This window comes from Labrenzia sp. R5_0, assembly GCF_017743835.1.
Classification (GTDB): Bacteria; Pseudomonadota; Alphaproteobacteria; order Rhizobiales; family Stappiaceae; genus Roseibium; species Roseibium algicola.
On record NZ_JAGHRK010000003.1, the window covers coordinates 835,541 to 859,916 of the forward strand.

At 60.0% G+C, this 24,376-nt stretch carries 21 protein-coding genes and 1 tRNA gene; 12 read left to right on the top strand and 10 right to left on the bottom strand.

Annotation, left to right across the window (positions count from 1 at the left end; genetic code table 11):
* Positions 1 to 80: 80 nt before the first annotated feature.
* From J7447_RS19240 to J7447_RS19255, 4 genes are all read right to left on the bottom strand, one after another.
* Positions 81 to 1,769 (bottom strand): iron ABC transporter permease, encoded by a 1,689-nt coding sequence (locus J7447_RS19240; RefSeq protein WP_152504661.1) that lies wholly within the window; start codon positions 1,767 to 1,769, stop codon positions 81 to 83.
* Between the two features lie 285 nt (positions 1,770 to 2,054).
* Positions 2,055 to 3,098, bottom strand: a complete 1,044-nt coding sequence (locus J7447_RS19245) for a Fe(3+) ABC transporter substrate-binding protein (RefSeq protein WP_055657594.1) — start codon at positions 3,096 to 3,098, stop codon at positions 2,055 to 2,057.
* Between the two features lie 269 nt (positions 3,099 to 3,367).
* Complete coding sequence (locus J7447_RS19250) at positions 3,368 to 4,060, bottom strand: DUF4336 domain-containing protein (protein WP_286189320.1); 693 nt, start codon at positions 4,058 to 4,060, stop codon at positions 3,368 to 3,370.
* 26 nt (positions 4,061 to 4,086) lie between these two features.
* Entirely contained in the window at positions 4,087 to 8,805 is a 4,719-nt protein-coding gene (locus tag J7447_RS19255; RefSeq protein ID WP_209170594.1) for an ATP-binding protein, read from the bottom strand.
* A gap of 261 nt (positions 8,806 to 9,066) precedes the next feature.
* Here J7447_RS19255 and J7447_RS19260 point away from each other — a divergent pair, with 261 nt between their 5' ends.
* The 6 genes from J7447_RS19260 to J7447_RS19285 all read left to right on the top strand — a co-directional run bounded on the left by J7447_RS19260 (position 9,067) and on the right by J7447_RS19285 (position 13,830).
* Positions 9,067 to 9,453 carry a phasin gene (locus J7447_RS19260; protein ID WP_031269792.1) on the top strand — a complete coding sequence of 129 codons (387 nt, stop codon included), beginning with the start codon at positions 9,067 to 9,069 and terminating at the stop codon, positions 9,451 to 9,453.
* 366 nt (positions 9,454 to 9,819) lie between these two features.
* On the top strand, positions 9,820 to 10,338 hold the full coding sequence (locus J7447_RS19265; RefSeq protein WP_023002171.1) for a phasin: 519 nt from the start codon (positions 9,820 to 9,822) through the stop codon (positions 10,336 to 10,338).
* A 226-nt stretch (positions 10,339 to 10,564) separates the two neighbouring features.
* A tRNA-His gene (locus tag J7447_RS19270) sits at positions 10,565 to 10,641 on the top strand.
* Between the two features lie 350 nt (positions 10,642 to 10,991).
* Positions 10,992 to 11,750, top strand: coding sequence for an SDR family oxidoreductase (locus J7447_RS19275; RefSeq protein WP_075284606.1), 759 nt, complete (start codon positions 10,992 to 10,994; stop codon positions 11,748 to 11,750).
* Positions 11,751 to 12,004: 254 nt separating this feature from the next.
* A complete protein-coding gene (ada, locus tag J7447_RS19280) occupies positions 12,005 to 13,081 on the top strand; it encodes a bifunctional DNA-binding transcriptional regulator/O6-methylguanine-DNA methyltransferase Ada (RefSeq protein WP_209170595.1) in 1,077 nt (358 codons plus the stop codon).
* Positions 13,078 to 13,830 (top strand): 2OG-Fe(II) oxygenase, encoded by a 753-nt coding sequence (locus J7447_RS19285; protein WP_209170596.1) that lies wholly within the window; start codon positions 13,078 to 13,080, stop codon positions 13,828 to 13,830. Before ada ends, J7447_RS19285 begins: the two co-directional genes overlap by 4 nt.
* Before the next feature lie 77 nt (positions 13,831 to 13,907).
* Here J7447_RS19285 and J7447_RS19290 read toward each other — a convergent pair whose 3' ends face one another.
* A complete protein-coding gene (locus J7447_RS19290; protein ID WP_023002166.1) occupies positions 13,908 to 14,102 on the bottom strand; it encodes a hypothetical protein in 195 nt (64 codons plus the stop codon).
* A 248-nt stretch (positions 14,103 to 14,350) separates the two neighbouring features.
* Between J7447_RS19290 and J7447_RS19295 the strand changes: the two genes are divergently transcribed.
* Positions 14,351 to 14,839 carry a hypothetical protein gene (locus J7447_RS19295; RefSeq protein WP_209170597.1) on the top strand — a complete coding sequence of 163 codons (489 nt, stop codon included), beginning with the start codon at positions 14,351 to 14,353 and terminating at the stop codon, positions 14,837 to 14,839.
* A 16-nt stretch (positions 14,840 to 14,855) separates the two neighbouring features.
* Here J7447_RS19295 and J7447_RS19300 read toward each other — a convergent pair whose 3' ends face one another.
* From J7447_RS19300 to J7447_RS19310, 3 genes are all read right to left on the bottom strand, one after another.
* On the bottom strand, positions 14,856 to 15,161 hold the full coding sequence (locus J7447_RS19300; RefSeq protein WP_023002164.1) for a GNAT family N-acetyltransferase: 306 nt from the start codon (positions 15,159 to 15,161) through the stop codon (positions 14,856 to 14,858).
* Positions 15,162 to 15,276: 115 nt separating this feature from the next.
* Positions 15,277 to 15,981: a pirin family protein gene (locus J7447_RS19305; protein ID WP_152508418.1), complete on the bottom strand. Its 705-nt coding sequence runs from the start codon at positions 15,979 to 15,981 to the stop codon at positions 15,277 to 15,279.
* A gap of 128 nt (positions 15,982 to 16,109) precedes the next feature.
* Positions 16,110 to 16,676 carry a DUF3291 domain-containing protein gene (locus J7447_RS19310; RefSeq protein WP_062490375.1) on the bottom strand — a complete coding sequence of 189 codons (567 nt, stop codon included), beginning with the start codon at positions 16,674 to 16,676 and terminating at the stop codon, positions 16,110 to 16,112.
* Between the two features lie 187 nt (positions 16,677 to 16,863).
* On the opposite strand from J7447_RS19310, the gene J7447_RS19315 reads away from it, so the two are divergent.
* The 3 genes from J7447_RS19315 to J7447_RS19325 all read left to right on the top strand — a co-directional run bounded on the left by J7447_RS19315 (position 16,864) and on the right by J7447_RS19325 (position 18,838).
* Complete coding sequence (locus tag J7447_RS19315) at positions 16,864 to 17,691, top strand: sulfite exporter TauE/SafE family protein (protein WP_023002161.1); 828 nt, start codon at positions 16,864 to 16,866, stop codon at positions 17,689 to 17,691.
* Between the two features lie 132 nt (positions 17,692 to 17,823).
* A complete protein-coding gene (locus J7447_RS19320; protein ID WP_023002160.1) occupies positions 17,824 to 18,525 on the top strand; it encodes an AzlC family ABC transporter permease in 702 nt (233 codons plus the stop codon).
* A complete protein-coding gene (locus J7447_RS19325; protein ID WP_023002159.1) occupies positions 18,518 to 18,838 on the top strand; it encodes an AzlD domain-containing protein in 321 nt (106 codons plus the stop codon). The genes J7447_RS19320 and J7447_RS19325 overlap by 8 nt, the downstream gene beginning before the upstream one ends.
* A 1-nt stretch (position 18,839) precedes the next feature.
* Here J7447_RS19325 and J7447_RS19330 read toward each other — a convergent pair whose 3' ends face one another.
* Positions 18,840 to 20,390, bottom strand: coding sequence for a bifunctional aminoglycoside phosphotransferase/ATP-binding protein (locus tag J7447_RS19330; protein ID WP_209170598.1), 1,551 nt, complete (start codon positions 20,388 to 20,390; stop codon positions 18,840 to 18,842).
* Positions 20,391 to 20,518: 128 nt separating this feature from the next.
* On the opposite strand from J7447_RS19330, the gene J7447_RS19335 reads away from it, so the two are divergent.
* A complete protein-coding gene (locus J7447_RS19335) occupies positions 20,519 to 20,899 on the top strand; it encodes a hypothetical protein (RefSeq protein WP_023002157.1) in 381 nt (126 codons plus the stop codon).
* 381 nt (positions 20,900 to 21,280) lie between these two features.
* Entirely contained in the window at positions 21,281 to 22,945 is a 1,665-nt protein-coding gene (locus tag J7447_RS19340; RefSeq protein ID WP_209170599.1) for a thiamine pyrophosphate-binding protein, read from the top strand.
* Positions 22,946 to 23,019: 74 nt separating this feature from the next.
* Here the strand turns inward: J7447_RS19340 and J7447_RS19345 are convergent, their stop codons facing one another.
* Positions 23,020 to 24,375, bottom strand: coding sequence for a TRAP transporter large permease subunit (locus J7447_RS19345; RefSeq protein WP_023002155.1), 1,356 nt, complete (start codon positions 24,373 to 24,375; stop codon positions 23,020 to 23,022).
* Between the last annotated feature and the right edge of the window lies 1 nt (position 24,376).

Below are 24,376 nucleotides of genomic sequence, written 5' to 3' on the forward strand. Positions count from 1 at the left end.
CCATTGACGCGGTTCGCCCGGAGGCTGTCAAGGCACGAGGTGGGCACGAGGTGGGCACGAGGTGGCATGGCTGCCCTGGTTCAGACGACCGGCTCCAGTTGCCGCTTGGACGTTTGCGTGCGGAAGGACGAGGCGCTGGAACGGGCGAGGTAGATGACCGGGATGAGACCGACCAGAACGATGGCAAGCGAGGGCAGGGCCGCTTCGCCAAAGGCTTCGCGCGAGGCGGCCTCGAACACGGTCGTTGCCAGGGTTTCGAAATTGAACGGGCGCAGGAGAACCGTTGCCGGCAGCTCTTTCATGCAATCGACGAAGCTGAGCAGGGCTGCGGACAACAGCACCGGCTTCAGGATCGGCAGGTGGATCTGCGTCAGGGTCTGACCGCTGTTGCGGCCGAGCGTGCGCGCCGCCATGTCGAGATGTGGTGTGATCCGGCCGAAGCCACCTTCAACCTGGCCGTAGGAAACTGCAAGGAAGCGAACCACATAGGCAAACACAAGGCCGGTGCCGCTCCCCAGCAGTAGCAGGCCGGTGTTGATACCGAACCAGGCTTCCATGCGGGCATCCAGGAAATTGTCGAAGCCGGCCAACGGCACCAGAATGCCGATGGCGAGAACGGTGCCCGGAATGGCGTAACCGATCGAGGCAAGCCGGACGGCAAACTTCAATGGGCCCCTGGGGTTGAGACGCAGGGCATAGGCCAGGGCAACGGAAATGAGCACGGTGATCAGCGCTGCAATGGCAGCGAGGCTGAGGCTGTTCCAGACGGCATCCAGAAATCCGCTGTCCCAAAAACCTTCCAGGCGCCGGCTGGCCAGGTCTGCAAGCAGCAGGCCGGGAACCACAAAGCCGACAAAGACCGGCGTCAGGCATAACAGCAACGCAAGCGCAGCCTGCCAGCGTCCAAGTTCGAAGCGTGTCGGTGGCCGGTGCTTGGAGCCACCGCCGCTGTCGAAGCGCTGTTTGCGCCGCCCGAACCGTTCCAGCCACAATAGCAGGAACACCATCACCAGCATGGCCAGCGCGAGCTGGGCTGCGCCACCGAGGCTGGAACGGTGCAGCCAGGTGTCATAGACGGAAAAGGTCAGGGTCTTCACGCCGAAGAATGTCACCGCGCCGATATCGTTGAGGCACTCCATCAAGGCAAGCGAAATGCCGATGACGATGGCGGGACGCGCCAATGGCAGGGCGACACGAAAGAACAGCCCGTAAGGCGAAGCGCCAAGGGTACGCGAGACATCCAGCGTCGAGGCGGACTGGATCAGAAAGCTCGCCCGGGTCGTCAGATAGACATAAGGGTAAAGCACTGCCCCCATGACGAATATGGCGCCGCCCAGTGAGCGAATTTCGGGAAACCAGTAGTCTCTGGACGTCTTGAAACCAAAAAGCGTGCGGATCAGGCTCTGAACCGGCCCGGTATAATCGAGCACTTCGACATAGGCGAAGGCGACGATATAGGTCGGCACCGCAAGGGGCACCAGAAGAGCCCAGTCGAGGACCTTTCTTCCCGGGAAATTGCACATCGTCACGAGCCAGGCCGTGGCAACGCCGGTGATGCCTGTGGTCAGGCCGACCCCGAGCATCAGCAAAACCGTCGTCTGCAGGGAGCCGGGCAGAACCGTTGTCAGAAGATGGCCCCAGACTTCGCCCGTCGGCGTCAGCGCGATCCACACGATCGCCGCCAGTGGCAACAGCACCAGCGTGGCAATCGCCAGAGATGCAATTTGCCAGAAACGGTCAGCAAAAGTGAGGGTGGGCGTGCGCAGCAAGGCCAGTCATTTCTTTGAGAATGGTTCGCAGGAAGCTCTATAGGCAAAACCCGGAAAATGCAAAAGCCAAGAGACCCCGAGGTGTGACCTGAATTTTTGCGGTGGCTTTCTTTTCGTCATGCCATGGCTCGACCATGGCATCCATGCCGTTGAGGATCGGATCGACGTCACCTCTGAATTTTGTCGACAGGGAATGGCATGGATTGCCGGATCAAGTCCGCCTTCCTTGCTCTCAACAGAAAAGCGCCGCAAAATGCGGCGCCCGTCCTTTTTGTCGATATGGCCTCAGGAGGCCGGGCCGTCATCAAAGCCCACTTCGTCGATCAGCTCGCTGGCGGTCTTGCGGTTCTTGGCAATGTCGGCGAGTGACAGGGTGTCTTTCTTGAACTCGCCCCAGCTTGCAACACGCTCGGAAACCGCGACGCCCGGCTTGACCGGATATTCATGGTTGGTTTCGGCGTAGATCTGCTGCGCTTCATCGGAAGACAGGAACTCGATCAGCTTGACCGCATTGTCCTGGTTCGGTGCGTTCTTCGTCAGGATGACGCCGGCAACGTTCACGTGGCTGCCACGGTCGTCAGTGTTCGGGAACAGGATGCGGACGCTGTCGGCCCAGGTCTGCTGTTCCGGTTCCTTCTCGTTGGTCTGCATCAGGCCCATGTAATAGGTGTTGCCGAGTGCGATGTCGCATTCGCCGGCGAAGATGGCCTTGACCTGGGCGCGGTCGTTGCCGGCAGGCTTGCGGGCCAGGTTGTCGCGAACGCCTTCAAGCCACTTTTCGGTTTCTTCCGCACCATGATGGGCGACCATCGAGGCGACCAGTCCGACGGTGTAGACATGCTGACCGGAGCGGGTGCAAAGACGGCCCTTCCACTTCGGATCGGCAAGTTCCTCATAGGTGATGCTGTCCTGGTCGACGCGTTCCTTGGAAGCGTAGATCACGCGGGCACGGTTGGTCAGGCCGATCCAGTGGCCTTCCGGGTCGCGGAATTCTGCCGGAACGTTTGCATTGACGATTTCAGAAACAACCGGCTGTGAAATGCCGAGCTGTTTGGCACCGTCCAGGCGCCCGATGTCGACGGTCAAGAGAACGTCGGCCGGAGAGTTGGCGCCTTCTGCCGCAATACGCTCGCCCAGGCCCTCAGCCGCAAAGACCACGTTGGTCTTGATGCCGGTTTCCTTGGTGAATGCGTCGAGCAGCGGCTCGATGAGGTAAGGCTGGCGATAGGAGTAGATGTTCACTTCCCCGTCGGCAAATGCGGGTGCAGCGGTAAGGGTTGCCGAAGACAGCAGGGCAGCGCCTGCCAGGATGCGGAAAGTGGAATTCATGTAACTCTCCCGTTGATATGGTTCTTGTTGCTCGGACGCAGGGTCCGAAGCTTGCCGGGAATATGTCGTTAGCAGGGCCTCAAGTCAATAAATCTAGCAAAATCAATACTTTAGAATGATTCAAAACTAACTGGAGGATTGCATTCCACTATTTTACCGAAAACCGGTGAGAATACAGGAGTTTAAGACTCGACTTTAGGTCTGATGGTCATTGAAGCTTGCTTTGAGAGACTGATCACGAACGCGTTATCGGCTGGCGTGAAAAACTGTCACACCCAGGCAAACGCCTGCCGCAGGAAGGCTGTGCCATTGCCTGGCTGCCAGACGCCGTGCGCCATGATCACCCTTTCCGGTGACCAGGCAAGTATCCTGTCCCGGCAGGTTCGGGCCTTTCGGCGGTCGAAAAAGCTCAGCCGCCATTCCAAGGGCGCATAGCCCTTGCCTTCGACAATACCCCATAGACCGGCAATCCAGCGCTGCCAGGGTTTCCAGTGCCGGTGCAAAAAACCTTGCGAGAAATGCTCGCTGAGATCGGCCAGGATGACCGTTGCCGAGGGCCGGTGCAGAAACACCAACTCGTCCATCACCGGAGAACCGGAAAAGCGCACCATGTCGATGGCGCCTTCGAATGCATCTGGCACCGCATCGTCCAGCGACGGTTCGAAGGCGAGGTCCGTACGCTTGGCAATGGTGCTCTGTGGTCCCCAGAGCCTGGCTTCCGGCCACGCCGCCTTCCAGTCCTGCAGAAAGAGATGGTGGATCTTGTTGGGACTGACGAGATGTGTCGGGGTTCCAAGGGCATCGATCTGCTGCCGAACCGCCGGCGTCAAGGCGATGGGTGACCAGACCCACAGCTTGCCGGACGGCAGGCGAATGATCACACAGCGGGTCGGGTAACAAAATCCGTAAAAGGAGACAGTGTCCCCTTCAAGGATCCAGATATTGCTGTCGACTTCAACCAAGGCGCTCTCCTGTCGGGAGCCCGGCATTACTCCGAAAGCACCCGCTGTGTCGGGAAGATGATTTCCACCAGGGTGCCCTGATCCGGCGTGGAATCGATATGGAAGCTGGCCCGGTTGGCTTCCACCAGTGCCTTGGTCAGCGGCAGGCCAAGCCCGGTTCCACCGCCGCGGCTGGAGGTATGCAGCTGCCGGAACGGTTCAAGCGCCGCAGCCAGTTGCTTGGCTGTCATGCCGGTGCCGGTATCGCGAACCCGCAGCGCGACTTCGCCGTTGCTTTCCAGCGCTGTCGACAGGATCACCTGCCCACCGGACTTGTTGTATTTGATCGCGTTGGACAGAAGGTTCAGCACGATCTGTCGCAGAGACCGCGGATCAGCCACGACATCGGGCACGGATTCCGGCAGGCTGGCACGGATGATGACACGCTCCCGGTTGGCCTGCGGCTGCATCAGGGCAACGCATTCGTTGATGACGTCGTTGGTCGAGACGGCGGAGAACTTCAAATCCAGCTTGCCCGCCTCGATCTTGGACAGGTCCAGGAGATCGTTGATCAGGCTCATGATGTGCGAGCCGGATGTGCGGATATCCTTGAGATAGTCCTTGTAGCGGTCATTGCCGATCGGGCCGAAGCGCTCTTCCATCATGACTTCCGAAAAGCCGATGATCGCGTTCAGCGGGGTGCGGATTTCATGGCTGATCTTCGCCAGGAAATCGGACTTCTGAGAGCTGGCGTTTTCAGCCTGGCGCTTGGCCTGGGTCAGCTCTTCTTCTGCCGTCTTCCATTGGGTGATGTCGCGCAGCACCGCACAGTATTTGGCGTCGTCCTTGTTGCCGCTGATCCGGCCGATGGTCATGAACAGCGGGATGAGCCCGCCGGTCGGAACCTTGCCGAGCACTTCGCGGCCATCGTTCAGGATCGAGGCAACGCCGTTGCGCGACAATCCGTCCAGGTAGTCGGCCGCCGCCCGGTGGCTTTCGGGCGCCAGGAAATCCGTGAAGGGCGCTCCGATCATGTCGGACCGGTTGGCGCTGAAGAGCGCCTCCGCGGAGCCGTTCACTTTCAGGATCGTGCCGTTCTGATCAAGCACGAGAACGCCGTCGGTCGCCGTTTCCAGAATGGTGTCCATTTCGGCGATCTGGTTGCGCGCGCTATCAAGTTCCGAGCGCACTTCCGCAAAGAAGTTCGGCGAAGACGGAGCAGCGGTCGCAGGTGTCGGCTTGGCCTTGCGTTCGGTGATGGAAATCATCAGACCGCGCGTGCCGTTCCACGGAACGGAATGCATATGAGCGTCGACGTTGAGGACACCGCCATCCGACAGGCGCATCTTCATGGTCTCGTCGACTTCACCATCCATGCCTTCGGCGTCCGGCAGCTCTTCCGCATCGTCGATGAAGAGTGCTTCCAACCCGCCAGCCTCTGAGAGCGCGGTGATCGACTTGTAGCCAAGCATGCTCAGCAGCGCCTTGTTGGCGTAGAGAACTTCCCGGTCATGGGCAATAGCGATGCCGATGGGCAGGCGGTCCAGGAGGCTCGGGTCGATAGGGCCGGCTTCCGGAACTTCGGGTGGCAGCTCTTCGACCGGTTCCACCGGATCGGGCGCATCGAAATCTTCAAGGTCGCCCTCCAGCCGTGCTCCAAGGGCTTCGGCGATCTTGCGAAAGGCCTGACGTTCGGGCCGGGAAAGACCGGAGGTATCCACCGGAACAACGCGCGGTTTCACCGTTGCCAGCGGGATGACCTGGCCTGTCGGTTTCGGTTCGGCCGGCTCGTCGGCGTCGGCGGTTTCGGCAGCCTTGTCCTCGCTCTCGAAGGCAGCGGTTTCTTCGAAGAACTCGCGCTCTTCAGCCGCATCGTCCGTTTCCAATGACGCAGCCACGGCTTCGATCTCGCGGTCTTCCTCCTCAACAAGATCGAAATGGGTGTCTTCAAAGGCAGGCTCGGGCTCGAACAGATCTTCGTCGCCAGCCGAAGCCTCATCGGTTCCCGTTTGCTGGTCCTCGTCACTTTCGGCAGTTGCGACGGCTGTGGACGACATGTCGTCGTCTTCCGGGGCTGTGGGGTCTTCTTCTTCCTCAAAGAGGTCGCGAGACTTCTTTTCCGCCTCTTTGTAAGCCTTGGCGAGTGACTTGACCGCGCTTTCGATTTCAGCCGGTTTCAGCGCCGCTGGCCCGGAGATACCGGTTGGTTCGGCACTCGCTGGAGTGGGCATTGCAACCGCTGTAGTAGTGTCCCCTGTCTCTTCACCGGTCAGCTCGTCGCTCGCAGCATAGTTCTCACTGTCGGCGTCCGCTTCGTCTTCGTCTGCCAGTTCAGTGTCGTCATCATCGATGGCGGTGTCTTCGCTTGCTGTGTCGCTGACCTCGTCTTCAGGGTCTTCGTCATCAGCTACTGCATCGGCGTCATCGACGACTGCTTCCGCCGCGTCGTCCGTTTCGTCGGTTGCAGTTCCGGTGTCCGCAGCGCTTTCACTGTCCTGAGGAACGGTTTCATCGCTGCCGGAGACGGGCTGGTCTTCGGCAGTCTCCGGAACGTCGCTTTCCTCGGGAAGAGTTTCGTCTTCCGGTGCATCTTGCAGACCGGATTCCAGGGCCTTGAACTTGCTGTCGAGAGCTGCGCCGGGCAGATCGTCGAAATCCTTGTCGGCATCCGGGGCAACGTCCTCTGGAGACGTGTCGGTTTCAAGGTGTCGGGTATCCGCCTTGGCGGGCTCGTCTGCCTTTACCGGCGGGTCTGCCGGGCGCTGCGGGGCCTTGCCGGTGAACTTTGCCAGGGAGCCGACGAGAGCAGCCGCACTTGCGCCAAGAAAGGTCTTGCCCGCGAAAGAATCCGGTTTTGCCGGCTTCAATTCCGCAAGCTTGGCTGCTGCCTCCGCGGTTGCCTGCTGCTCTGCTGCGTCTGGTGAACCAGCTTCATCGGTACCAGCCTCACCAGTCGATGTATCTGTCGTTTCATCACCTGTTTCAGAGCGGACGTTTTCAGGTCCGTTGTCATCGCCCGCGGTGGCAATGTCACCTTCCACCTCTGGCGTCACGGGCACGTCGGCAGCTTCGGCACCGGGCGCGTCTTCCTGCAGCGTTTTTGCGGCGTGGGTGGCTTCGTCTTCCGCAAGTGTGTCGCGTCCGGTTTCGTCCCTGTCAATGTCAATGTCAGTGTCGGACGCCCCGACAACGGCCAGCGTCGGGCCGGAGGGCTGGCTGCCATGCTCCGGTACGGCATCCGCGGTCCGGCAAACTCCGAAGCCGCGATAGCCTTCGAATTTACGGTTCCGGTCGAAGGCGGGCAGGGCGGCCATGTCGACAGGTACGCGCAGGTCCGCACCGGAGACCGGCCAGTCGATTGTCTTTCCGCTCCAGGTGTCGCGTCGGTCAAGTGCCCGCGCAATATGGCCACGGGGATCGAGATCGAAGGCGTCGGACACTTCCTTCCAGGTCAGACCAATAATGTCGGTTGAGGAAGGGCCAAGAACTTCGGCAAACTCGTCGGACAGAAAGGTGAAGCGCTGGTCGATGTCCATCTTCCAGGCAAAGCGCACAGGTCTGCGCCGTGGCTGAAAGACAAAGCCGTCCCCACCTTCCGTCGCAGCGTCGTCAGAGTTGTCTTCGGCCACGACTTTGGCGGTCGTCTCCTCAAGGACACTTTCCTCGAGGTCGAGTTCTTCGAGGCCGTCGTCCTCTTCAGCATCGGCCAAGACGTCTTCTGCCGTCTCGCCGTCGTCGTCTTCAATCTCTTCCAGGTCGGACAACGCGGCTTCAAGGTCCGCCTCTCCGGCATCCATCGGGGAGATGTCGTCTGAGGTTACAACACCACCGGCAATGGATTGCTCACTGGCAGCCAGGTCGTCGAGGTCTTCCGCAACAGGTTCTTCAACGGGTGGGGCAGGGGCGGCCTGCGTTGCGGCCATATCGTCAGCGGTTTCAAACTCGTCTTCGTCGGCCCGTACCCAACCGGCGTCGTCCTCACCGATCTGGGAAACTGTTTCCTCGTCCGCGGACGAAGTGTCAGCGGCAACTGCAGCTCCGGCGGCAACGCCTGCGGCCAACAGCCCGGCTTCAATTGCGGAGGTGTCCGCTTCTTGCGTGCTTGCGGGGCTGTCTTCCCCGGCTTCAGTGCCGGGATCCGCCAGAGGCAGGTTTTCCAGGACCACCAGCTTCTGGCGGTCCGTCACCTTCAGAACAACGCCCTCATGAAAGTCACCATCGAGTTCCAGAGGACCGAAAAGCGCCGTCTGTCCGTCCGGCAGGTCAAGGTCTTCCGGTGTTCCTTTCAGTTCGCCAAAGCAGCCTTCCACCGAACCGGCATCCGTTACGAACACGGTGGCATCATCGGCACGCAGTATCTGTGCAAAAGCCGGCACCGGGTCTTTCGTCATGGACAGACCCTTGTCACCGCACACAATCAGGGCAGCGGCTTCACCGTTTTCCAGCTCGATACGCATGCACTGACAGGTCAGCAGCATGACCCTGAGACCCCGGTAAAACCGCAGCCGGTCGATGCTGAACTTGTCTGTAGGGCCGGATTCGGCAATGCGGGCGATATGCGGACGGGCGGGTGAGCGCTCGAGCGACGTCAGGTTGGCCAGGTCGGCTACGGACTGTGCGGAAAAAAAGGAAGCACCGGCAGCGTTCGCCCATAGAATACGCGCCCCGTCGGCCGACCAGAGCCAGGCTGCCCTTTTGTCGGCGACAAGCTGAACCAGATCATCCATGGCAGTCAGTTCCAGGAATGATAGGGTTTGTTCGTCCATGGCTCTGCTCCAAACTGGTCTGCAACACCGGTTGACGGGTGCGTGGCGGCCGGATTTGCCCAAAGTGGTAAACACTCCGTTAATACAAGCAATCTCCAACACAGTCCACGTAAAGCAAGGTTGCTAAAGGGGTTACATGAAGGCGTGGTTAATCCGACCGGACAAGTTTGCCGGAATGCCATCGTCGTGTTACGAATTTTTGGCATGGAAGGATTTCAGGATACCCGCCTGACATCTTTCGTCGACCTGAGGAGCGCCGACATGAGCACAGACAAGACCGGTTTTGAAATTCCCGACCAGATGCGCGATTTCGCGGAAAAGAGCGTCGACCAGGCCCGCAAGGCCTTTGACGACTTCATGGGCGCGACCCACAAGGCTGTCAGCAATGCGGAAGACAGCGCGAATGCGGTTCAGGCCGGTGCTGCGGATGTGAACAAGAAGGCGCTGAACTATGCCGAAGAGCATGTCGACGCGGCTTTCAAGTTTGCGCAGGAACTGGTCAAGGCGCAAAATGTCGAGGACATGATGAAGCTGCAGCAGGACTATCTGCGCCGGCAGATGGAATCCCTCGGCGAACAGGCGCGCGAGTTTTCCAACTCGGCAACGAAGGCCGTTCAGGACGCGGCCAAGGCCACCCAGAAAAAATAATCCGGCCGGCATTTTTCCTTGCGCAGGGCGCCAGAGCCCCGCGCAAGGTGTCACAAGTGTTTCATTGAATATTTCCTGCTTTGGTTGTAATGTTTTTCCGGTCCTGATTGCCTGTTTTCGTCTTCCCTTGTCCAGCCAATGGCTTACCGACAAAGGGCTGCAGTCCGCTCCGCTTTTTGCAGAACGGAACAGACGAAACACCAGAAATCCCCGACGGCAAGTTTGTTGTGCAGTGCAAAAAAATGTTGCAATGCAGCACGGCATGCACTATGTAGTGTTTGCGGATGACGACAGGGTCCGCCGGCACACGTATCGGCGGAATGAACTTGCACCAATGATCGCATCCGGACTCAAGGAGATGAGATCATGACTGACACCACAACCACTGCTCCGGCAAAGCCGGCGCCGAAAGCTCGCACCACCAAAGCCAAAACCGCTGCTGCTGGTGTAGCTTTCCCTGACTTCGAGGCTTTTGCTATGCCGAAAATGGAAGTTCCGGCCATGTTCCGTGAAGCAACCGAAAAAGGCATCGAGAACGCTCGCGAAGCCTATGCAAAAGTGAAAAACGCTGCTGAAGACGCAACCGACCTGATGGAAGACACTTTCGAGACTTCCCGCCAGGGCGTTGTCGAATTCAACCACAAGGCCGTTGATGCTGCCAAAGCCAACGCCGACGCAACTTTCACTTTCGTGAAGGACATCATGTCTGCGAAGAGCCTGGCTGAAGCTATCGAGCTGCAGTCCACGTTTGCTCGCCAGCAGTTTGACGCTCTGAGCGCCCAGTCCAAGGAAATGCACGAACTGGCTACCAAGCTCGGTACCGACGTTTCCGCACCGGTCAAGGAAGCGTTCGAGAAGTCCTTCAAGGACATCAAGGTCAACTAATCCGGCATCCTGCCGTCCGCAGTCACCTGATTGCGGTTCGGCAGGGCCATGCCGATGACATCGGCAAACGGTTGTTATGCCCGGGGCAACGCTCCGGGCATTTGCTTTTCAACAGCTCGAAAATTTCCGCAAATTCCCGCTTGCGGGTTGGAAAAAACGAGTTTAGAAGACGCCCTTGCAAATGGCGGCACGGGTCAGTATGGTCCGCGTCACCTCACGCCTTTAAGCAGACGTAGCTCAGTTGGTTAGAGCGTCGGATTGTGGCTCCGAAGGTCGGTGGTTCGAATCCACTCGTCTGTACCATTCCCCCCTTCATTCGTTTTGAAACAGAATTTGGACCCGCGCAGGGCTCCCTTGCGGCCGGCGACATGATTTTCTGTATTGGGTATGTCGCAGCCGGATTGTCCGAAGCTGTTGAGACATAATCCTTCACCATCAAATTCAGAACCGCCGGCAGGTAGACTGTAACCGGGCAGCAATCTCTGTTGTCTGCAAGCCGATCTCCAATGGAGCACACAGGCTGTCCTTGACCTACAGGGACGGGTTCTCGGATTTGACAACAAGAAACGGATAGTTCGGCTCGGCCCGATCATGACACCTGTCGCTCGGACCCTGGCTCAGGCCGGGGCCAATGACAGACAGGAGAAAACGTCATGGAACTCGAAAACAAGTCGATCATCATCACCGGGGCAAGCAGCGGGATCGGGGCTGCTGCAGCGACCCTTTTTGCGGCCGAAGGAGCGAATGTCATCCTCGGTGCCAGGCGTTCCGCGGAACTTGAGGCTGTAGCGTCCAAAATCCGTGAAGCCGGCGGCACGGCCGTTTTCCTGGAGGGCGATGTGAAGGACGAAGGTTATGCCGCGGCACTGGTCGACCTCGCCCTGAAGGAGTTCGGGCGACTGGACGGTGCCTTCAACAATGCAGGCATTGTCGGGGCCATGGAGCCGGTCCCGGACATGGGTATCGGCAACTGGAACGAGGTCCTGACTGTCAACCTGACAGCGGCGTTTCTGGCTGCAAAAGCGCAGATACCGGTCATGAAGAAAACCGGCGGTGGCTCGATCGTCTTCACATCGTCATTTGTTGGTTTCAGCAACGCGGGCATGCCCGGCATGGGCGCTTATGCGGCTTCCAAGGCCGGTCTCAACGGCTTGGTGCAATCACTTGCCTCCGACCACGCCGCTGAGGGTATTCGGGCTCATGCCTTGATGCCGGGTGGCACAATTACACCGGCCGGCGGCGAAGGAAATCCGGACGTCTTGGCGTTCATTGCAGGTTTGCACCCCATGAAACGCATGGCCGACGCAAGGGAGATCGCACAGGCAGCGCTTTTCCTGCTGTCCGACCGCGCAAGTTTCATGACGGGCAGCCCGACGATTGTCGATGGCGGCATGTCCATTCGGCTGACCTGACCGGACGCTTTGCCATAAGGCGGAGCGCCGCCTTGTGGCAAATCCCGGACCGCCTGTTTCAGGCAATAGCGCCTTTTCAACAGACTTGAACGGAGCCTCCGCTCCGTTCCTTGCCTTGAAATTCAATTATGCCAGCAGCTCGGAAAACGGGTCGCTGAAGGTCCCGATTTGAAGGTAAGGACCGGAGTGCACGGTTGTGAAGCCGGTGACAGGATTGGCGAAGTTGACGACAACAATTTCGGGAAGACGCACCAATGGAAGCCTTGAATGACAATCAGACCAAGCTGCCCCTGGCAGAGGACCCTCGATGGGCGCGCATAGCAGCCCGTGACAAGACCGCAGACGGCCAGTTCTGGTATTCGGTGTCGACGACCGGTGTCTATTGTCGCCCGTCGTGCCCTTCGCGCCTGGCCAATCCGAAAAACGTACAGCTTCACACCACGCTCGAAAGTGCCCGGGCGACCGGCTTCAGGGCGTGCAAGCGCTGCAAGCCGGAAGGCTTGCCTGCCGGTGCCGAGAATGCAGCAATTGTCGCAAAGGCCTGCCGCATCATTGAAGGCAGCGAAGAAGAGCCGTCACTGGATGATCTTGCTCGCTCCGTCGGTCGTAGCCCCAGCTACTTTCACCGGGTGTTCAAGGCGGCGACCGGGCTCACGCCAAAAGACTATGCGTCAGCGCATCGGGCCAACAAGGTCCGTGATGGACTTGGTTCCGGCATAACGGTGACCGAGGCAATCTATGACGCAGGCTTCAATTCCAGCGGACGGTTCTATGAAAAATCCACCGGGATGCTGGGTATGACACCCACGCAATACCGTGCCGGCGGAGCCGACGAGGAGATCAGGTTCGCGGTCGGCCAGACGACGCTTGGTGCCATTCTGGTCGCGTCCAGCAAGAAGGGCGTTGTATCGATTCTTCTCGGAAGTGACCCGGGGGATTTGGTCCGGGATCTGCAGGACCGGTTTCCCAAGGCAACACTGCTCGGGGCGGATCGCGACTATGAAGGTCTGGTGGCCCGGGTGGTGGGCTTCGTCGAATGTCCAAAGATCGGTCTGGACCTGCCTTTGGATGTCCGCGGAACCGTCTTTCAACAACGGGTATGGCAAGCTCTTCAGGAAATCCCTGCCGGAGAAACGGTCTCCTATGCCGAGATTGCCCGGCGTATCAAGGCACCCAAGGCATCACGGGCTGTTGCCCGGGCTTGTGCTGCCAACAAGCTCGCAGTGGCAATCCCCTGCCACCGCGTGGTTCGAACCAGCGGCGCACTTTCCGGCTACGCATGGGGTGTGGAGCGCAAGAGCGATCTCATCGAGAGGGAGAAACGGGCATGAGAAAGCTTACCGCCAACGAGGATCGTCCGGATGCTTTGGCGACCTCTTTAGAGGCTCGGGTTGCCGGTTATGATTGGGCTGCTATCCACCAAGAGCTGAACGGTTTCGGCTGTGCCACGCTGCCTCGGCTCTTGTCGCCCGGGGAATGTCGTGCCCTTTCGTCGCTTTATACCGAGGAAGAGCATTTCCGAAGCCATGTCGTCATGGCGCGGCACGGCTTCGGCAAGGGGGAATACCGTTATTTCAAATATCCGCTGCCGGATATTCTGGGTGGATTGCGGACCGCCCTTTATCCCCGCTTCGCCGGTCTTGCCAACACGTGGAACGAGGCCATGGGCTTCGATCAACGATTTCCGGCTACTCACGACGCGTATCTGGAGCAATGCCACAAGGCGGGCCAGCTCCGGCCGACCCCTTTGTTGCTGCAGTATGGCGCCGGCGACTTCAACTGCCTTCACCAGGATCTGTACGGCGATCTGGTGTTTCCGATTCAAGTCGCGATTCTGCTATCGGAACCGGGCAAGGATTTCTCGGGTGGCGAATTCTGCATGACCGAACAGCGCCCGCGCATGCAGAGCCGCGTTGAGGTTGTCAGCCTGCGCCAGGGAGATGCCGTGGCCTTTGCCGTTTACAACAGGCCTGTCCAGGGAAAGAGAGGTAGTTACCGCGTGAACCTGCGCCACGGCGTGAGCCGCGTGCGCTCCGGCACGAGACACACCGCAGGGATCATCTTTCACGACGCGAAATAGACATCTGCTCCGTGCTTGGCGAGCCGCCTTGAAGTTTGATGGTACCTGGCAGCAGGTTGATAGCTGCCGAAGCGCGATCATGTCTTCCTGAAAGACTTGATGAGCAGGACAATGGCGCTGCAGCCGAGAAGGACGCCGGCGATGAAACACATCAATGGAGCCAGCAGGCCAAAGTCCGCCTTGAGTGCCTCGTAGTTCTGGTTGCCGTACTTGAAGAGGGCGGACGTCATCCAGAGGAACAATATTGCTGTGATCAGGCGGCCGTAGTTCATCCGTGCCCTATCGGTGTTTTGAATGGGAACGGAGTAACCCTTTTTCCGTTAAAGGTAAGTGTCGTTTCCCGGATAAAGTGTAGGCTGGGCTACAGGCAGAAGATGCCAGGGGCTCTGATACGGTGAACGGATGGTCGGTTGGTTCTCCCAAGAAATCAGGTCTTTCTGACGGTTCACGGCTCGGGGGCCGTTGTGTGTCATGCGGGACTCTGTCTGAATGAGAGCACCTGATCTCTAAGGAGCATGCAATGTCCTATCACGATGCCCCCGGCCTTGGCCGCCGTCTGGTCCGTTTGCCCGGCCAGTTGCTTCTGGCGCTCGTGAATGCGACGGCGCTGCTTGTCATTGCAGCCTGCGTGCTGTCGCTCCTTGTGTTGAACAGGGTCGATACAGCGGGCGAACGTATCGCCGGCAATGTGACAGAAGCCGCGCTCGCCCGGTTGCAGGTCTCTCCGGGCGAATTCAAGTCCCGGATCGAAGCGCTCGACGGCAAGATTACCACGCTTGCTGCGCAACTCTCTGATCCCGACCTCCGGGATCATTGGGAAGTGGCGCAGCAACTGAAGGAGCTCAATCGGAACCTTGCCGACATCAGGCTGGCGGCAGTTGGTCTGAGCGCTGCCGGTCCGGAAATCACCGACACCGCTTTCGAACAGGCCGGCGACATGCTGACCAGTGCGCTCTACACCTTGCGGGGGTGCGAAACGGCGGTAGAGGACAGCAAGCCTTCGAGCTGAGCATGTTTCTTTTCGCCTAGGCCTGAAACACATCCGCCCATTCGGGGTGCTTGCGCCGCTGCGCATTCACATAAGGACACAGCGGCACGATCTTCACCTGCTTGCGACGGGCGTCATCAACAAGCCTTTCCACCAGTGCCTTGCCAACCCCCATGCCACGCATGCTGTCCGGCACACCGGTGTGATCGGCAATGATCAGGTGTTCGTTGACAATGGAAAAGGTCAGTTCGGCCGGCTCGGTGATCCCGCCTACCTTCGCCACATAGCGGCCTTTGCTGCCATCCTGTTCCAGGGTGATGTCGGGGGAAGTTGTCTCTACCATTGTCGGTCTCCTGAAGTGGATGAAAGCAATTGCTCTGATCCTGTGTTCAATCTGTCTGTTCGTTTCCAGGGAAGTACATGGGGATGGGGCGGGAACAATCCCGCCCCAATTCGGATCAGGCTGCCAGGTCGAACAGCAGGAATTCGGCATTCTCACTGGCTGTCAGCGAGATTGCGCCTGTCTGAAGCAGACCAAGACCGTCGCCTGCGGAAAGCGGCTGGTCGTTGACGCTGATCTTGCCTTTCACCAGCTGCAGCCAGACCTTCCTGCCGGGACGGATGTCGAAGGCCAGGCTGCGATCGGCGGTCAGAAGCGACGCATAGAGATCGACATCCTGATGAATGGTAACGGATCCGTCCCGCCCGTCGCGCGATCCGATCAGGCGCAGCGCATCGCGGCGGCCGTCTTCCGGAAAGGCCTTCTGCTCGTAGCTTGGCGAGATCCCGTCAGCTTCCGGAACGATCCAGATCTGCAGGAAGTGGACCGGATCCGTGTCCGAGTGATTGTACTCACTGTGGCGGACACCGGTGCCGGCGCTCATGCGCTGCAGTTCTCCCGGCCGGATGACGGAGCCCGTACCGAGCGAATCCTTGTGTTCCAGACCACCGGAAACGACATAGGAGATGATCTCCATGTTCTGGTGCGGGTGGGTCGGGAAGCCGGCGCTGGGGGCAACACGGTCTTCGTTAATCACCCGCAGGGCACCGAAACCGATGTGGTTCGGGTCAAAATAGGACCCGAAGGAGAACGTGTGCTTGCTCTTCAACCAGCCGAAATCGGCATCGCCGCGAGCATCCGAAGGACGGAGTATCTGGTTCATGGTTCAATCCTTTCCCAATCTCTGGCACCGGAATGTCCGTGCGCTGTTGGACCTAAGATTGCCATTGGGGGAATGTTTTACAATTCTGCCAAATCTGGACAATTAGTCATCGATTTTTGAACAATTCCCTATTGAACAGCCTTGGGAGCTTCGGTCCGGGTCCGGTTTCGTTCCGCGATCTGTTTCGATACGCCGCCGTTCACTGTTGTGGGCTTTCCGGAAGGATCGAAAGCGGATTTGAATGTGAAGGCCGCAGGCGTGGGGCCCGCGTCGCCCAGGCGCTCGAAGCGGTCGATCGCTTCCACCCAGTCCGGTTGGTGGCCTTCCGGCACCCACCACAGGGCATAGGCGGGGTAGGCGTGGTCTTCCCGCATGAAGTCCGGGCCCTTTTTCAGGATTTCGGCGTGCGGCCCTCGGTAGACAGCGGCAAGCGCTGATTCCAGGTCTTGCCAAAGCGAGATGGTGGAGGGTGCCCAACCGTCGCCATTGTCCTGCCAGTACCTGGGAAAAACCTGCTCGCCCCAGCTGTCCGGTCCCGGTTCGTCTTCGTAGCCGGAGCGGGCGACGAAACCCTCGGCGCGTTCCATCGCAGCCCACACAAGCGGCTCGGCCTGGTGAAAGGGTTCCACAACCGGGTGGTCCGCCCGCGTACGGAATTGGCCGAATGTATAGAGCGCAAGCCAGTGACCGTTCATGCTTCCTCGCCGCTGAATGACACCCGGCAGAGACTGGCTCCAATTCACCCGTGTCGCAAGAGGTTGCAAGCGTCGCAAAACAGATAGTCCACGCATGCGGCTGGAAAAATTCGCGCAGCTGGTCTAAGCGCTGGAAGAAGACTTTGGTGGCCGGCATGAGCCCGGCACCGGCAACGAGGATAATCGCGTGGAAGATCTCAGCCTTTTCTCCCTTGGCCTTCTGGCTGTTGCACTGCTGGCAACCGGGCTTGTGGCCGGGATCATTGCAGGCCTGCTCGGTGTCGGTGGCGGCATCGTCATCGTGCCGGTGCTCTATTACATGTTCACCGCCCTGAAGATCGACCCGTCGGTTCTCATGCATGTGGCCGTGGGAACGTCGCTCGCCACCATTCTGGCGACCGGCACGTCGTCGGCGCGCGCCCACTACAATCGTGGCAGCGTCGACATGGATCTCCTGAAACGCTGGTGGTGGGCGATCGCTCTTGGTGTCATCGCCGGGGGAACGCTCGCGGGGAACATTTCGGGTGGCGCACTGACGCTGGTCTTCGGGATTGTCGCTCTGGCCGTGTCGGCCAACATGATGTTCCGCAAGGATGGCTCCCATCTGGCCGACAAGCTTCCCGGGTCTCCGATCAAGGAAACACTGGGTTTCCTGATTGGCGGCATCTCGGTGATGATGGGCATTGGCGGTGGAACGCTCGGCGTTCCGACATTGACCCTTTTCAATTATCCGATCCGCAAGGCGGTTGGCACCGCGGCGGCCATCGGCCTCATCATTGCCGTTCCGGGCACCCTGCTGTCGATCTTCTTCGGCTGGGGCGAGGAGGGGCGCCCGCCGTTCTCGCTCGGATATGTCAACCTGATCGGCTTCTTCCTGATCATTCCGGCCAGCACCCTTGCTGCACCCTGGGGCGCGAAGATCGCCCATGCGATCGATCCGTCGAAGCTCAAGCTCGTGTTCGCGCTGTTCCTCGGTTTTACCGGCCTGCGCATGATCTACGGCGTCGTGTTCTGACCGGTGGCCTGGTCCCGGCTACAGGATCGCTGATGGGTAAATCAAAAGGTTTCATTGGTTCTGAGGCGATTTATCAGCAATACTGACCTTTCTTTGCGGGGGCTGCCCGCCGCCTGACACTCTTGGACAGACATGTTGAACAAAAATGTGACCCTCAGCCTGCAAGGCTGCGTGCGGGGCGCCACGATGTGCATTCCGGTATCCCCGGGCATCATCGCGCTTGGACTGGTCTTCGGAACGGTCGCAGCGCAAAAGGGGCTGACCTTCCTCGAAACGATCATGATCAACTCGCTGGTCTTCGCCGGCGCCAGCCAGTTTGTCGCGATGGAAGTCTACAGCGATCCGCTCAATTATGCTCTCGTCGTGGCCATGATCGGGGTTACCGCTGCCGTCAACATGCGCATGCTGCTGATCGGCGCGAGCCTGCGGCCCTGGCTTGGCCAGGTGCCGGCCTGGCAGACCTATCCTTCCCTGTTTCTGCTGACGGACCTCAACTGGTTGCTGGCCTTGTCGGAATACGACAAGGGCACGCGCGACTGGGGGATCTATCTCGGCAGCGGTCTTTTCACCTGGTCGGTCTGGTCGCTTTCCGTCGTTCCGGGCTATTTCGCAGGCAGTCTCGTGTCGGACCCGAAGGTCTATGGCCTCGACGTGGTTCTGCCGGCTTTCTTCGCTGCACTGCTCGTGCCGCTCTGGAAGGGCAAGCGCCAGACAGTCAGCTGGCTGTTCGCAGGCGGTATCGCCGCGCTGACCTGGTATCTGGTCGGGGGCTACTGGAGCATTTTCACCGGTGCCATCGCCGGTGCTTTCGCGGGGGCCTATCTCGATGACTGAGGGAGCATTCACCGCCGACCCGATCTTTGTCCTAGCCGTGCTTGGCATGACGGCGGTCACTTATGCCCTGAGGGCGGGCGGATACTGGGTCATGGGCCGGCTGCCCATCACGCCGCGGGTGCGCCGCGGTCTGGAGGCCTTGCCGGGCGCGATCATCGTTTCCACCATCCTGCCTATCGTGTTGAAGGGCGGGCTGGCCGTGGCGCTGTGCCTTGTCGTTGCTGCAGCGGCGCAGGTGACCCTGCGCAAGGAATATGTCGCCGTCTTCTGTGCAGCCGGAGCCGCGGCAGCCCTCAGGGCTGCCGGACTGTAGTCTACTGGCGGTTCAGGATTTTCCGCACCTGTCCGGCGGTTTCGTCGACATTGCTGCCCGCGTCGATTTCCACCCAGTTCATCTGGCCGAGGTCGTAGCCAAGCTGGGTATCGACAACGTCAGCGTTTGCGTCCGAGGCATCGTCCCCGCGCGCGGAGACCCGCGCTTTCAGGATGTTTGCCGGCGCAGTGAGCCACAGGCCACAGAAACCGCATTCAACATTGTTGGCGATGGCCACGATACGGTCCCGTTCGCTCTCGGCGGCAAAAACCGCATCGAAGATTGCCGAGTGACCCGCTGCGAGGACGGTCTGAATGGTGTCGTCCAGCGCGTGGTAGACCTTCTGGGAAGCCTCCAGTGTATAGGCTTCCGCCGGCGCCTTTTCCGTTTCTTCAATGCCCAGCAGGCGCTTTCGCATGACGTCCGTGCGCAGCACGCGCGCGCCGGGTGCCCGGCCGATGCCGGGGGCAATTTCGTAAGCAAGCGTGGTCTTGCCGGTGCCGGAAAGTCCGCCGATGGCAACCAGTTGCGGGCGTGAGGGATCCAGAAAGTCCAACGCGTGGCGGAAATAGGCCTGGGCCTGGTCGCGCTCACGTTGTTTCTGGTTCGGGTCCGACTGGTTGAGAGCGGAGCTGGCCGCGATCTTGGAGCGGATCGCCGCGCGCATCATCAGGTAGAAGGGCAGGGCTGCCAGGCCCTCCGAATGCGTGTCCAGGCGGCTCTTGTCCATGTAGCGGTTGAACACCCGGTTGGCCGCACGCTGTTGACCCCGGTCCCACAGGTCCATCAGCAGGAAGGCGAGATCGTAAAGAACGTCGCCGGTAGCAATCGCATCTGAAAATTCAACCGCATCGAACAGGACCGGGGTGTCATCAACCATGACGATGTTGCGAAGGTGGGCGTCGCCGTGGCAACGACGGACAAGACCCTGTTCGCCCCGGCGCAAGATCAGCTCGTGCAGAGCCGACAAGACAGTGCGGGAAGTCTCGGTCAGATGCCGGACCGCCTCGGCTTCGAACAGATCGGGGTGCTCGCGAAAGGCGGCGTCGTTCTGCTCCACATAGCTTGCAAGCTCCGCGTAGAAGCCGTTGCCCTGCCGCAGTGGCGCGACGTCATGAGCAGTCACCATCATGTCCGCCAGACTGTCCGTCAGGGTGTCCGGAAGCGGGCTGGTTCCAGCGACGGAGTCCAGTTCGTGCTGTCGCTCGAACCGGTTCATTTCAACTGCCCATTCGATGGGCTCTCCAGTGCCGCCAAGATCCAGCGTGCCATCTGCCTCCCGCGTCACAGGCAAGGCCTGCCGGTAGATCTGAGGTGCGTTCGGCTGGTTGTAGGTTATTTCCGCCTTGCAGGCTTCTTCGCGCAAGGGCAACGTCGAATAATCGAGAAAGGGAAACTTGACCGACCGTTTGACCTTGTAGGCCTTGCTGCCCACCAGAAAGACGATATTGGCATGGGTGTCGATCCGCTTCACCTCGGGCCGCGCCGGATCGTCGGACGGAAGGCTGCCGAGGAACTCGAGCGCCTGGTTCTGGGTTTCGGCCTGATCCATCTTCCGTCCCTTTTGCTGACACGTGGCAATACATGCCTCACATGCAAACGACCCGGTTTGATCCTTCTCAATGTGAGGTGCCCCGGATGTGGCACAAATAAACCGGATTGTCAGTAAAGGAGGGCCCCATGAGCGACTATCCGACTTTGAAGAAGATCAGGTTGAACCTGGCCAGAACCAAGGATTTCCCGCAAGGTTCGGCGAACCACGGTTATGAATTCACCGCTCCGCTTGACGAAACCGGCCATATCGACGCCGGTCTTTGGAAGAAGCAGCGCGACCATTGCCGTGTGCGGCGATTCTGGGGCGCCGAGGAAGAGGAAGTCGGCCACCTCATCCACCGTCCGGGTGGCTCCTGGGCATTCCATTACGATATCGACGGCGAGGACGACGACGAGGCGGGCTACCGTTTCGGCGCTCATGCCTTCAACCCGGGTGAATACGTCTCCATCAAGGACGAGGATGGCGAGATGCACACCTTCCAGGTGGTGACGGTTCAGTCGATCTGAGATCAGCTTCCCATAACAAGACATAACAACGAATGGGGGCAGGGGTGCCGGGAAACCGGTGCCCCTTTTTGTTTGCAGCGCTGATGCTTACCGGCAAGGCCTACCATGACATGAGGCCCATCCTTCGAGACAGCGCTTCGCGCTTCCTCAGGATAAGGACTGTGTGTGGCACAATCAGGCGGCCTTACAACACGTTCAACCTCATCCTGAGGAGCGCGCTTGGGCGCTTCTCGAAGGATGGGCTACAAGTCCGTTATCGGAGATATATTATTCTAAATCGGAATGACCCTATTGCCAATTAATCTGATTTTCGCCTCTAACAGGCGGGATTTTCATACGCTATAGAATGAACAGATCATCTTTCTCGTAAGGACCCGGAACATGGACCAGAAGACCGGCGGTGAATTGTTGGTGGAGGCGCTGGAGCGCCACGGGGCAGAGCGTGTGTTCTGTGTGCCCGGCGAAAGTTACCTTGCCGTGCTCGATGCGCTTTACGATGCGTCGATCCCGGTCACGGTCTGCCGCCAGGAAGGCGGGGCTGCAATAATGGCCGATGCCTGGGGCAAGCTCACCGGCAAGCCGGGCGTCTGCATGGTGACCCGCGGTCCCGGGGCCACCAACGCTTCTGCCGGTGTCCACGTGGCGGCGCAGGATTCCACGCCGATGATCCTGTTCATCGGACAGATCGAGCGTGGCATGCGCGAGCGTGAAGCGTTCCAGGAAATCGACTACCGCCAAATGTTCGGTGGCATCGCCAAATGGGTTGCGGAGATCGATCACGCGGATCGCGTACCGGAGTTCATTTCGCGCGCCTACCATGTTGCCACGTCCGGCCGTCCGGGACCGGTGGTTCTGGCGCTACCGGAAGACATGCTGGTCGAAAAGGCGGATGCCCCGCAGCCGCCTGCGTGGACCCAGGTCGAAACGCATCCGGGCCTCACCCAGATGGCGGACCTGCAGAAGCGCCTTTGGGCGGCCGAGCGGCCGATCGCCATTCTGGGCGGCAGCCGCTGGTCGGAAGAGGCCGTCGCCGGCTTTACCCGCTTTGCAGAGCGTTTCGACCTGCCGGTTGCCTGCTCGTTCCGCCGCCAGATGCTGTTCGATAATCTGCATCCGAACTATGCCGGCGATGTGGGCATCGGCATCAATCCGAAGCTGCTGGCACGGGTCAAGTCCTCCGATCTGATCCTGCTTGTCGGTGGCCGCTTGTCGGAAATGCCGAGCCAGTCCTATTCGCTGCTCGACATTCCCTCGCCCACGCAGCAACTGGTTCATGTCCATCCGGATGCCGAGGAACTCGGCCGGGTCTACCGGCCGGCGCAGGCGATTCATGCCAGCCCGACTGCCTTCTGCAAGGCGGCCGAAGGCCTTCAGCCGCCGTCCGAACTGAAAGGCGCAGGCGAAGCGGCCAAGGCCCATCAGGATTATCTGGAATGGTCTGGTGCCCGGCCACAGGTACCCGGTAACCTCCAGATGGCCGGCGTCATGGAATGGCTGGAAGCCAACCTGCCGGAAGATGCGGTCTGCACCAATGGTGCCGGCAACTACGCCACCTGGCTGCACCGCTTCCACCGGTTCCGTCGCTACGCCACCCAGGCAGCGCCGACGAGCGGCTCCATGGGGTATGGCCTGCCGGCTGCCGTTTCCGCCAAGCTTGCCTTTCCGGAGCGCGAAGTCGTCTGTTTTGCAGGCGATGGCTGCCTGCAGATGACCATGCAGGAGTTTGGCACCGCCTGTCAGGACTGCGCCAACATCATCGTGCTTGTGATCGACAACGGCATGTACGGCACCATCCGCATGCATCAGGAACGCACCTATCCCGGTCGCCCGTCGGCAACCAAGCTGGTCAATCCGGATTTCGCAGCGCTTGCCCGCAGCTATGGTGCCTTCGGTGAGACGGTCGAGACGACAGACGCTTTCGGTCCTGCATACGAACGTGCCCGTGCCGCCGGCACACCCGCAATCCTGCATCTGAAGCTGGACCCGGAAGCCATCACCCCGGCCGCCAGCCTCAGCCAGATCCGCGCGGCGGCACAGGGAAAGTAAAAGCCCAGCCTTGAACGAAAAAAGCACGCCCGTTACCCGGGCGTGCTTTTTCATTTATAGGGTGTTTTCGATGCCTACCTCAGCACCTGCGGCAGCCACAGGGTGATGATTGGAAAACAGACCAGCAGGATTACGCGCAGGATCTCGGCACAGAAGAACGGCGCAACTCCCTTGAAGGTCTCGATCATCGGCGTTTCCCGATCGAGCGAGGAGATGACGAAGACATTCATGCCAACCGGTGGCGTGATCAGGCCGAGTTCGACCACGATCAGGGCGAGTACGCCGAACCAGATCTTCAGGTCCTCCGTGCTCATGCCGAAGCCTGCCCCTTCCGCTCCCTGGTAGATGCCGCCGTTGATCTCGACCAGAACCGGCCAGAAGAACGGGATCACCAGCAGGATCATCGACAGGCTGTCCATCAGGCAGCCGAGCAGGATGAGCGCGATCAGCAGCAGGATCAGCACCGTCATCGGTTCGAGTCCGGAATTGGCGATCCAGGAAGCGGTTTCCTGAGGCAGGCCAACGCGGGACATGAAGATCTTGAGGAGTTCCGCCCCAAGGATGATCAGATAGATCATGCCTGAAGTGGACGCGGTTTCCTTGAGCGCCTGAATGAAGTCGTGGCCGGACAGCTTGCGCTGCAACAGCCCGAACAGCAGGACCAGAAAAACGCCGACGGCGGCTGCCGGTGTCGGGTTGAAGAACCCGAAGTAGATGCCGCCGATGACCAGCCCGAAGATGATCAGCACCGGGATCATGCCGGCAGTCGCCTCCAGGAATTCCTTGCGGTCGGCAACACCTCCCTTGGGCCCGGCTTCCGGCTTGATGGTGACATAGAGGGCGATGGTCAGAAGGAAGAGAACCACTGCCAGCAGGCCTGGCAGAAATGCTGCCATGAACATGGTGACGATGTTTGCTTCCACGATGATGGCATAGATGATCAGGACGACCGAGGGCGGGATCAGGATGCCGAGCACGCCGCCCGCGGCGAGCGTTCCCGTCGCCAGCGCACCGGAATAATTGTAGCGCTTGAGTTCCGGCAGGGCGACCTTGCCCATGGTGGAGGCGGTTGCAAGCGACGAGCCGCAGACCGCACCGAACCCGGCGCAGCCGGCGATGGCCGCCATGGCCGTGCCGCCGCGCAGCCAGCCGAGCCAGGCATTCGCCCCCCGGAACAAAGCCTGGCTCAGGCCGGTCTTCGAGGCGATCGCCCCCATCAGGACGAACATCGGCACGACGGAAAGGTCGTAGATGGAGAACTGGCCGTAGGCGAGGGTCTTCAGCTGGCTGAGGACGAGGGCGGGGCCGTTCAACATCATGGTGCCGACACCGCCGACAAGGATCATCGCATAGGCAATGGGCATGCGGATCGCGATCAGGGCGATCAGCACCACGAGAGCGCCAAGCCCGAGGACAAGTGCGTCCGTCATT

What these genes read in the sequence shown, in the direction of transcription:
- J7447_RS19245 (WP_055657594.1), bottom strand. Translation starts at nt 3,098, where the DNA reads ATGAATTCCACTTTCCGCATCCTGGCAGGCGCTGCCCTGCTGTCTTCG.
- J7447_RS19255 (WP_209170594.1), bottom strand. Translation starts at nt 8,805, where the DNA reads ATGGACGAACAAACCCTATCATTCCTGGAACTGACTGCCATGGATGAT.
- J7447_RS19260 (WP_031269792.1), top strand. Translation starts at nt 9,067, where the DNA reads ATGAGCACAGACAAGACCGGTTTTGAAATTCCCGACCAGATGCGCGAT.
- J7447_RS19265 (WP_023002171.1), top strand. Translation starts at nt 9,820, where the DNA reads ATGACTGACACCACAACCACTGCTCCGGCAAAGCCGGCGCCGAAAGCT.
- J7447_RS19275 (WP_075284606.1), top strand. Translation starts at nt 10,992, where the DNA reads ATGGAACTCGAAAACAAGTCGATCATCATCACCGGGGCAAGCAGCGGG.
- ada (WP_209170595.1), top strand. Translation starts at nt 12,005, where the DNA reads ATGGAAGCCTTGAATGACAATCAGACCAAGCTGCCCCTGGCAGAGGAC.
- J7447_RS19285 (WP_209170596.1), top strand. Translation starts at nt 13,078, where the DNA reads ATGAGAAAGCTTACCGCCAACGAGGATCGTCCGGATGCTTTGGCGACC.
- J7447_RS19290 (WP_023002166.1), bottom strand. Translation starts at nt 14,102, where the DNA reads ATGAACTACGGCCGCCTGATCACAGCAATATTGTTCCTCTGGATGACG.
- J7447_RS19295 (WP_209170597.1), top strand. Translation starts at nt 14,351, where the DNA reads ATGTCCTATCACGATGCCCCCGGCCTTGGCCGCCGTCTGGTCCGTTTG.
- J7447_RS19300 (WP_023002164.1), bottom strand. Translation starts at nt 15,161, where the DNA reads ATGGTAGAGACAACTTCCCCCGACATCACCCTGGAACAGGATGGCAGC.
- J7447_RS19305 (WP_152508418.1), bottom strand. Translation starts at nt 15,981, where the DNA reads ATGAACCAGATACTCCGTCCTTCGGATGCTCGCGGCGATGCCGATTTC.
- J7447_RS19310 (WP_062490375.1), bottom strand. Translation starts at nt 16,676, where the DNA reads ATGAACGGTCACTGGCTTGCGCTCTATACATTCGGCCAATTCCGTACG.
- J7447_RS19320 (WP_023002160.1), top strand. Translation starts at nt 17,824, where the DNA reads ATGTTGAACAAAAATGTGACCCTCAGCCTGCAAGGCTGCGTGCGGGGC.
- J7447_RS19325 (WP_023002159.1), top strand. Translation starts at nt 18,518, where the DNA reads ATGACTGAGGGAGCATTCACCGCCGACCCGATCTTTGTCCTAGCCGTG.
- J7447_RS19330 (WP_209170598.1), bottom strand. Translation starts at nt 20,390, where the DNA reads ATGGATCAGGCCGAAACCCAGAACCAGGCGCTCGAGTTCCTCGGCAGC.
- J7447_RS19335 (WP_023002157.1), top strand. Translation starts at nt 20,519, where the DNA reads ATGAGCGACTATCCGACTTTGAAGAAGATCAGGTTGAACCTGGCCAGA.
- J7447_RS19340 (WP_209170599.1), top strand. Translation starts at nt 21,281, where the DNA reads ATGGACCAGAAGACCGGCGGTGAATTGTTGGTGGAGGCGCTGGAGCGC.
- J7447_RS19345 (WP_023002155.1), bottom strand. Translation starts at nt 24,375, where the DNA reads ATGACGGACGCACTTGTCCTCGGGCTTGGCGCTCTCGTGGTGCTGATC.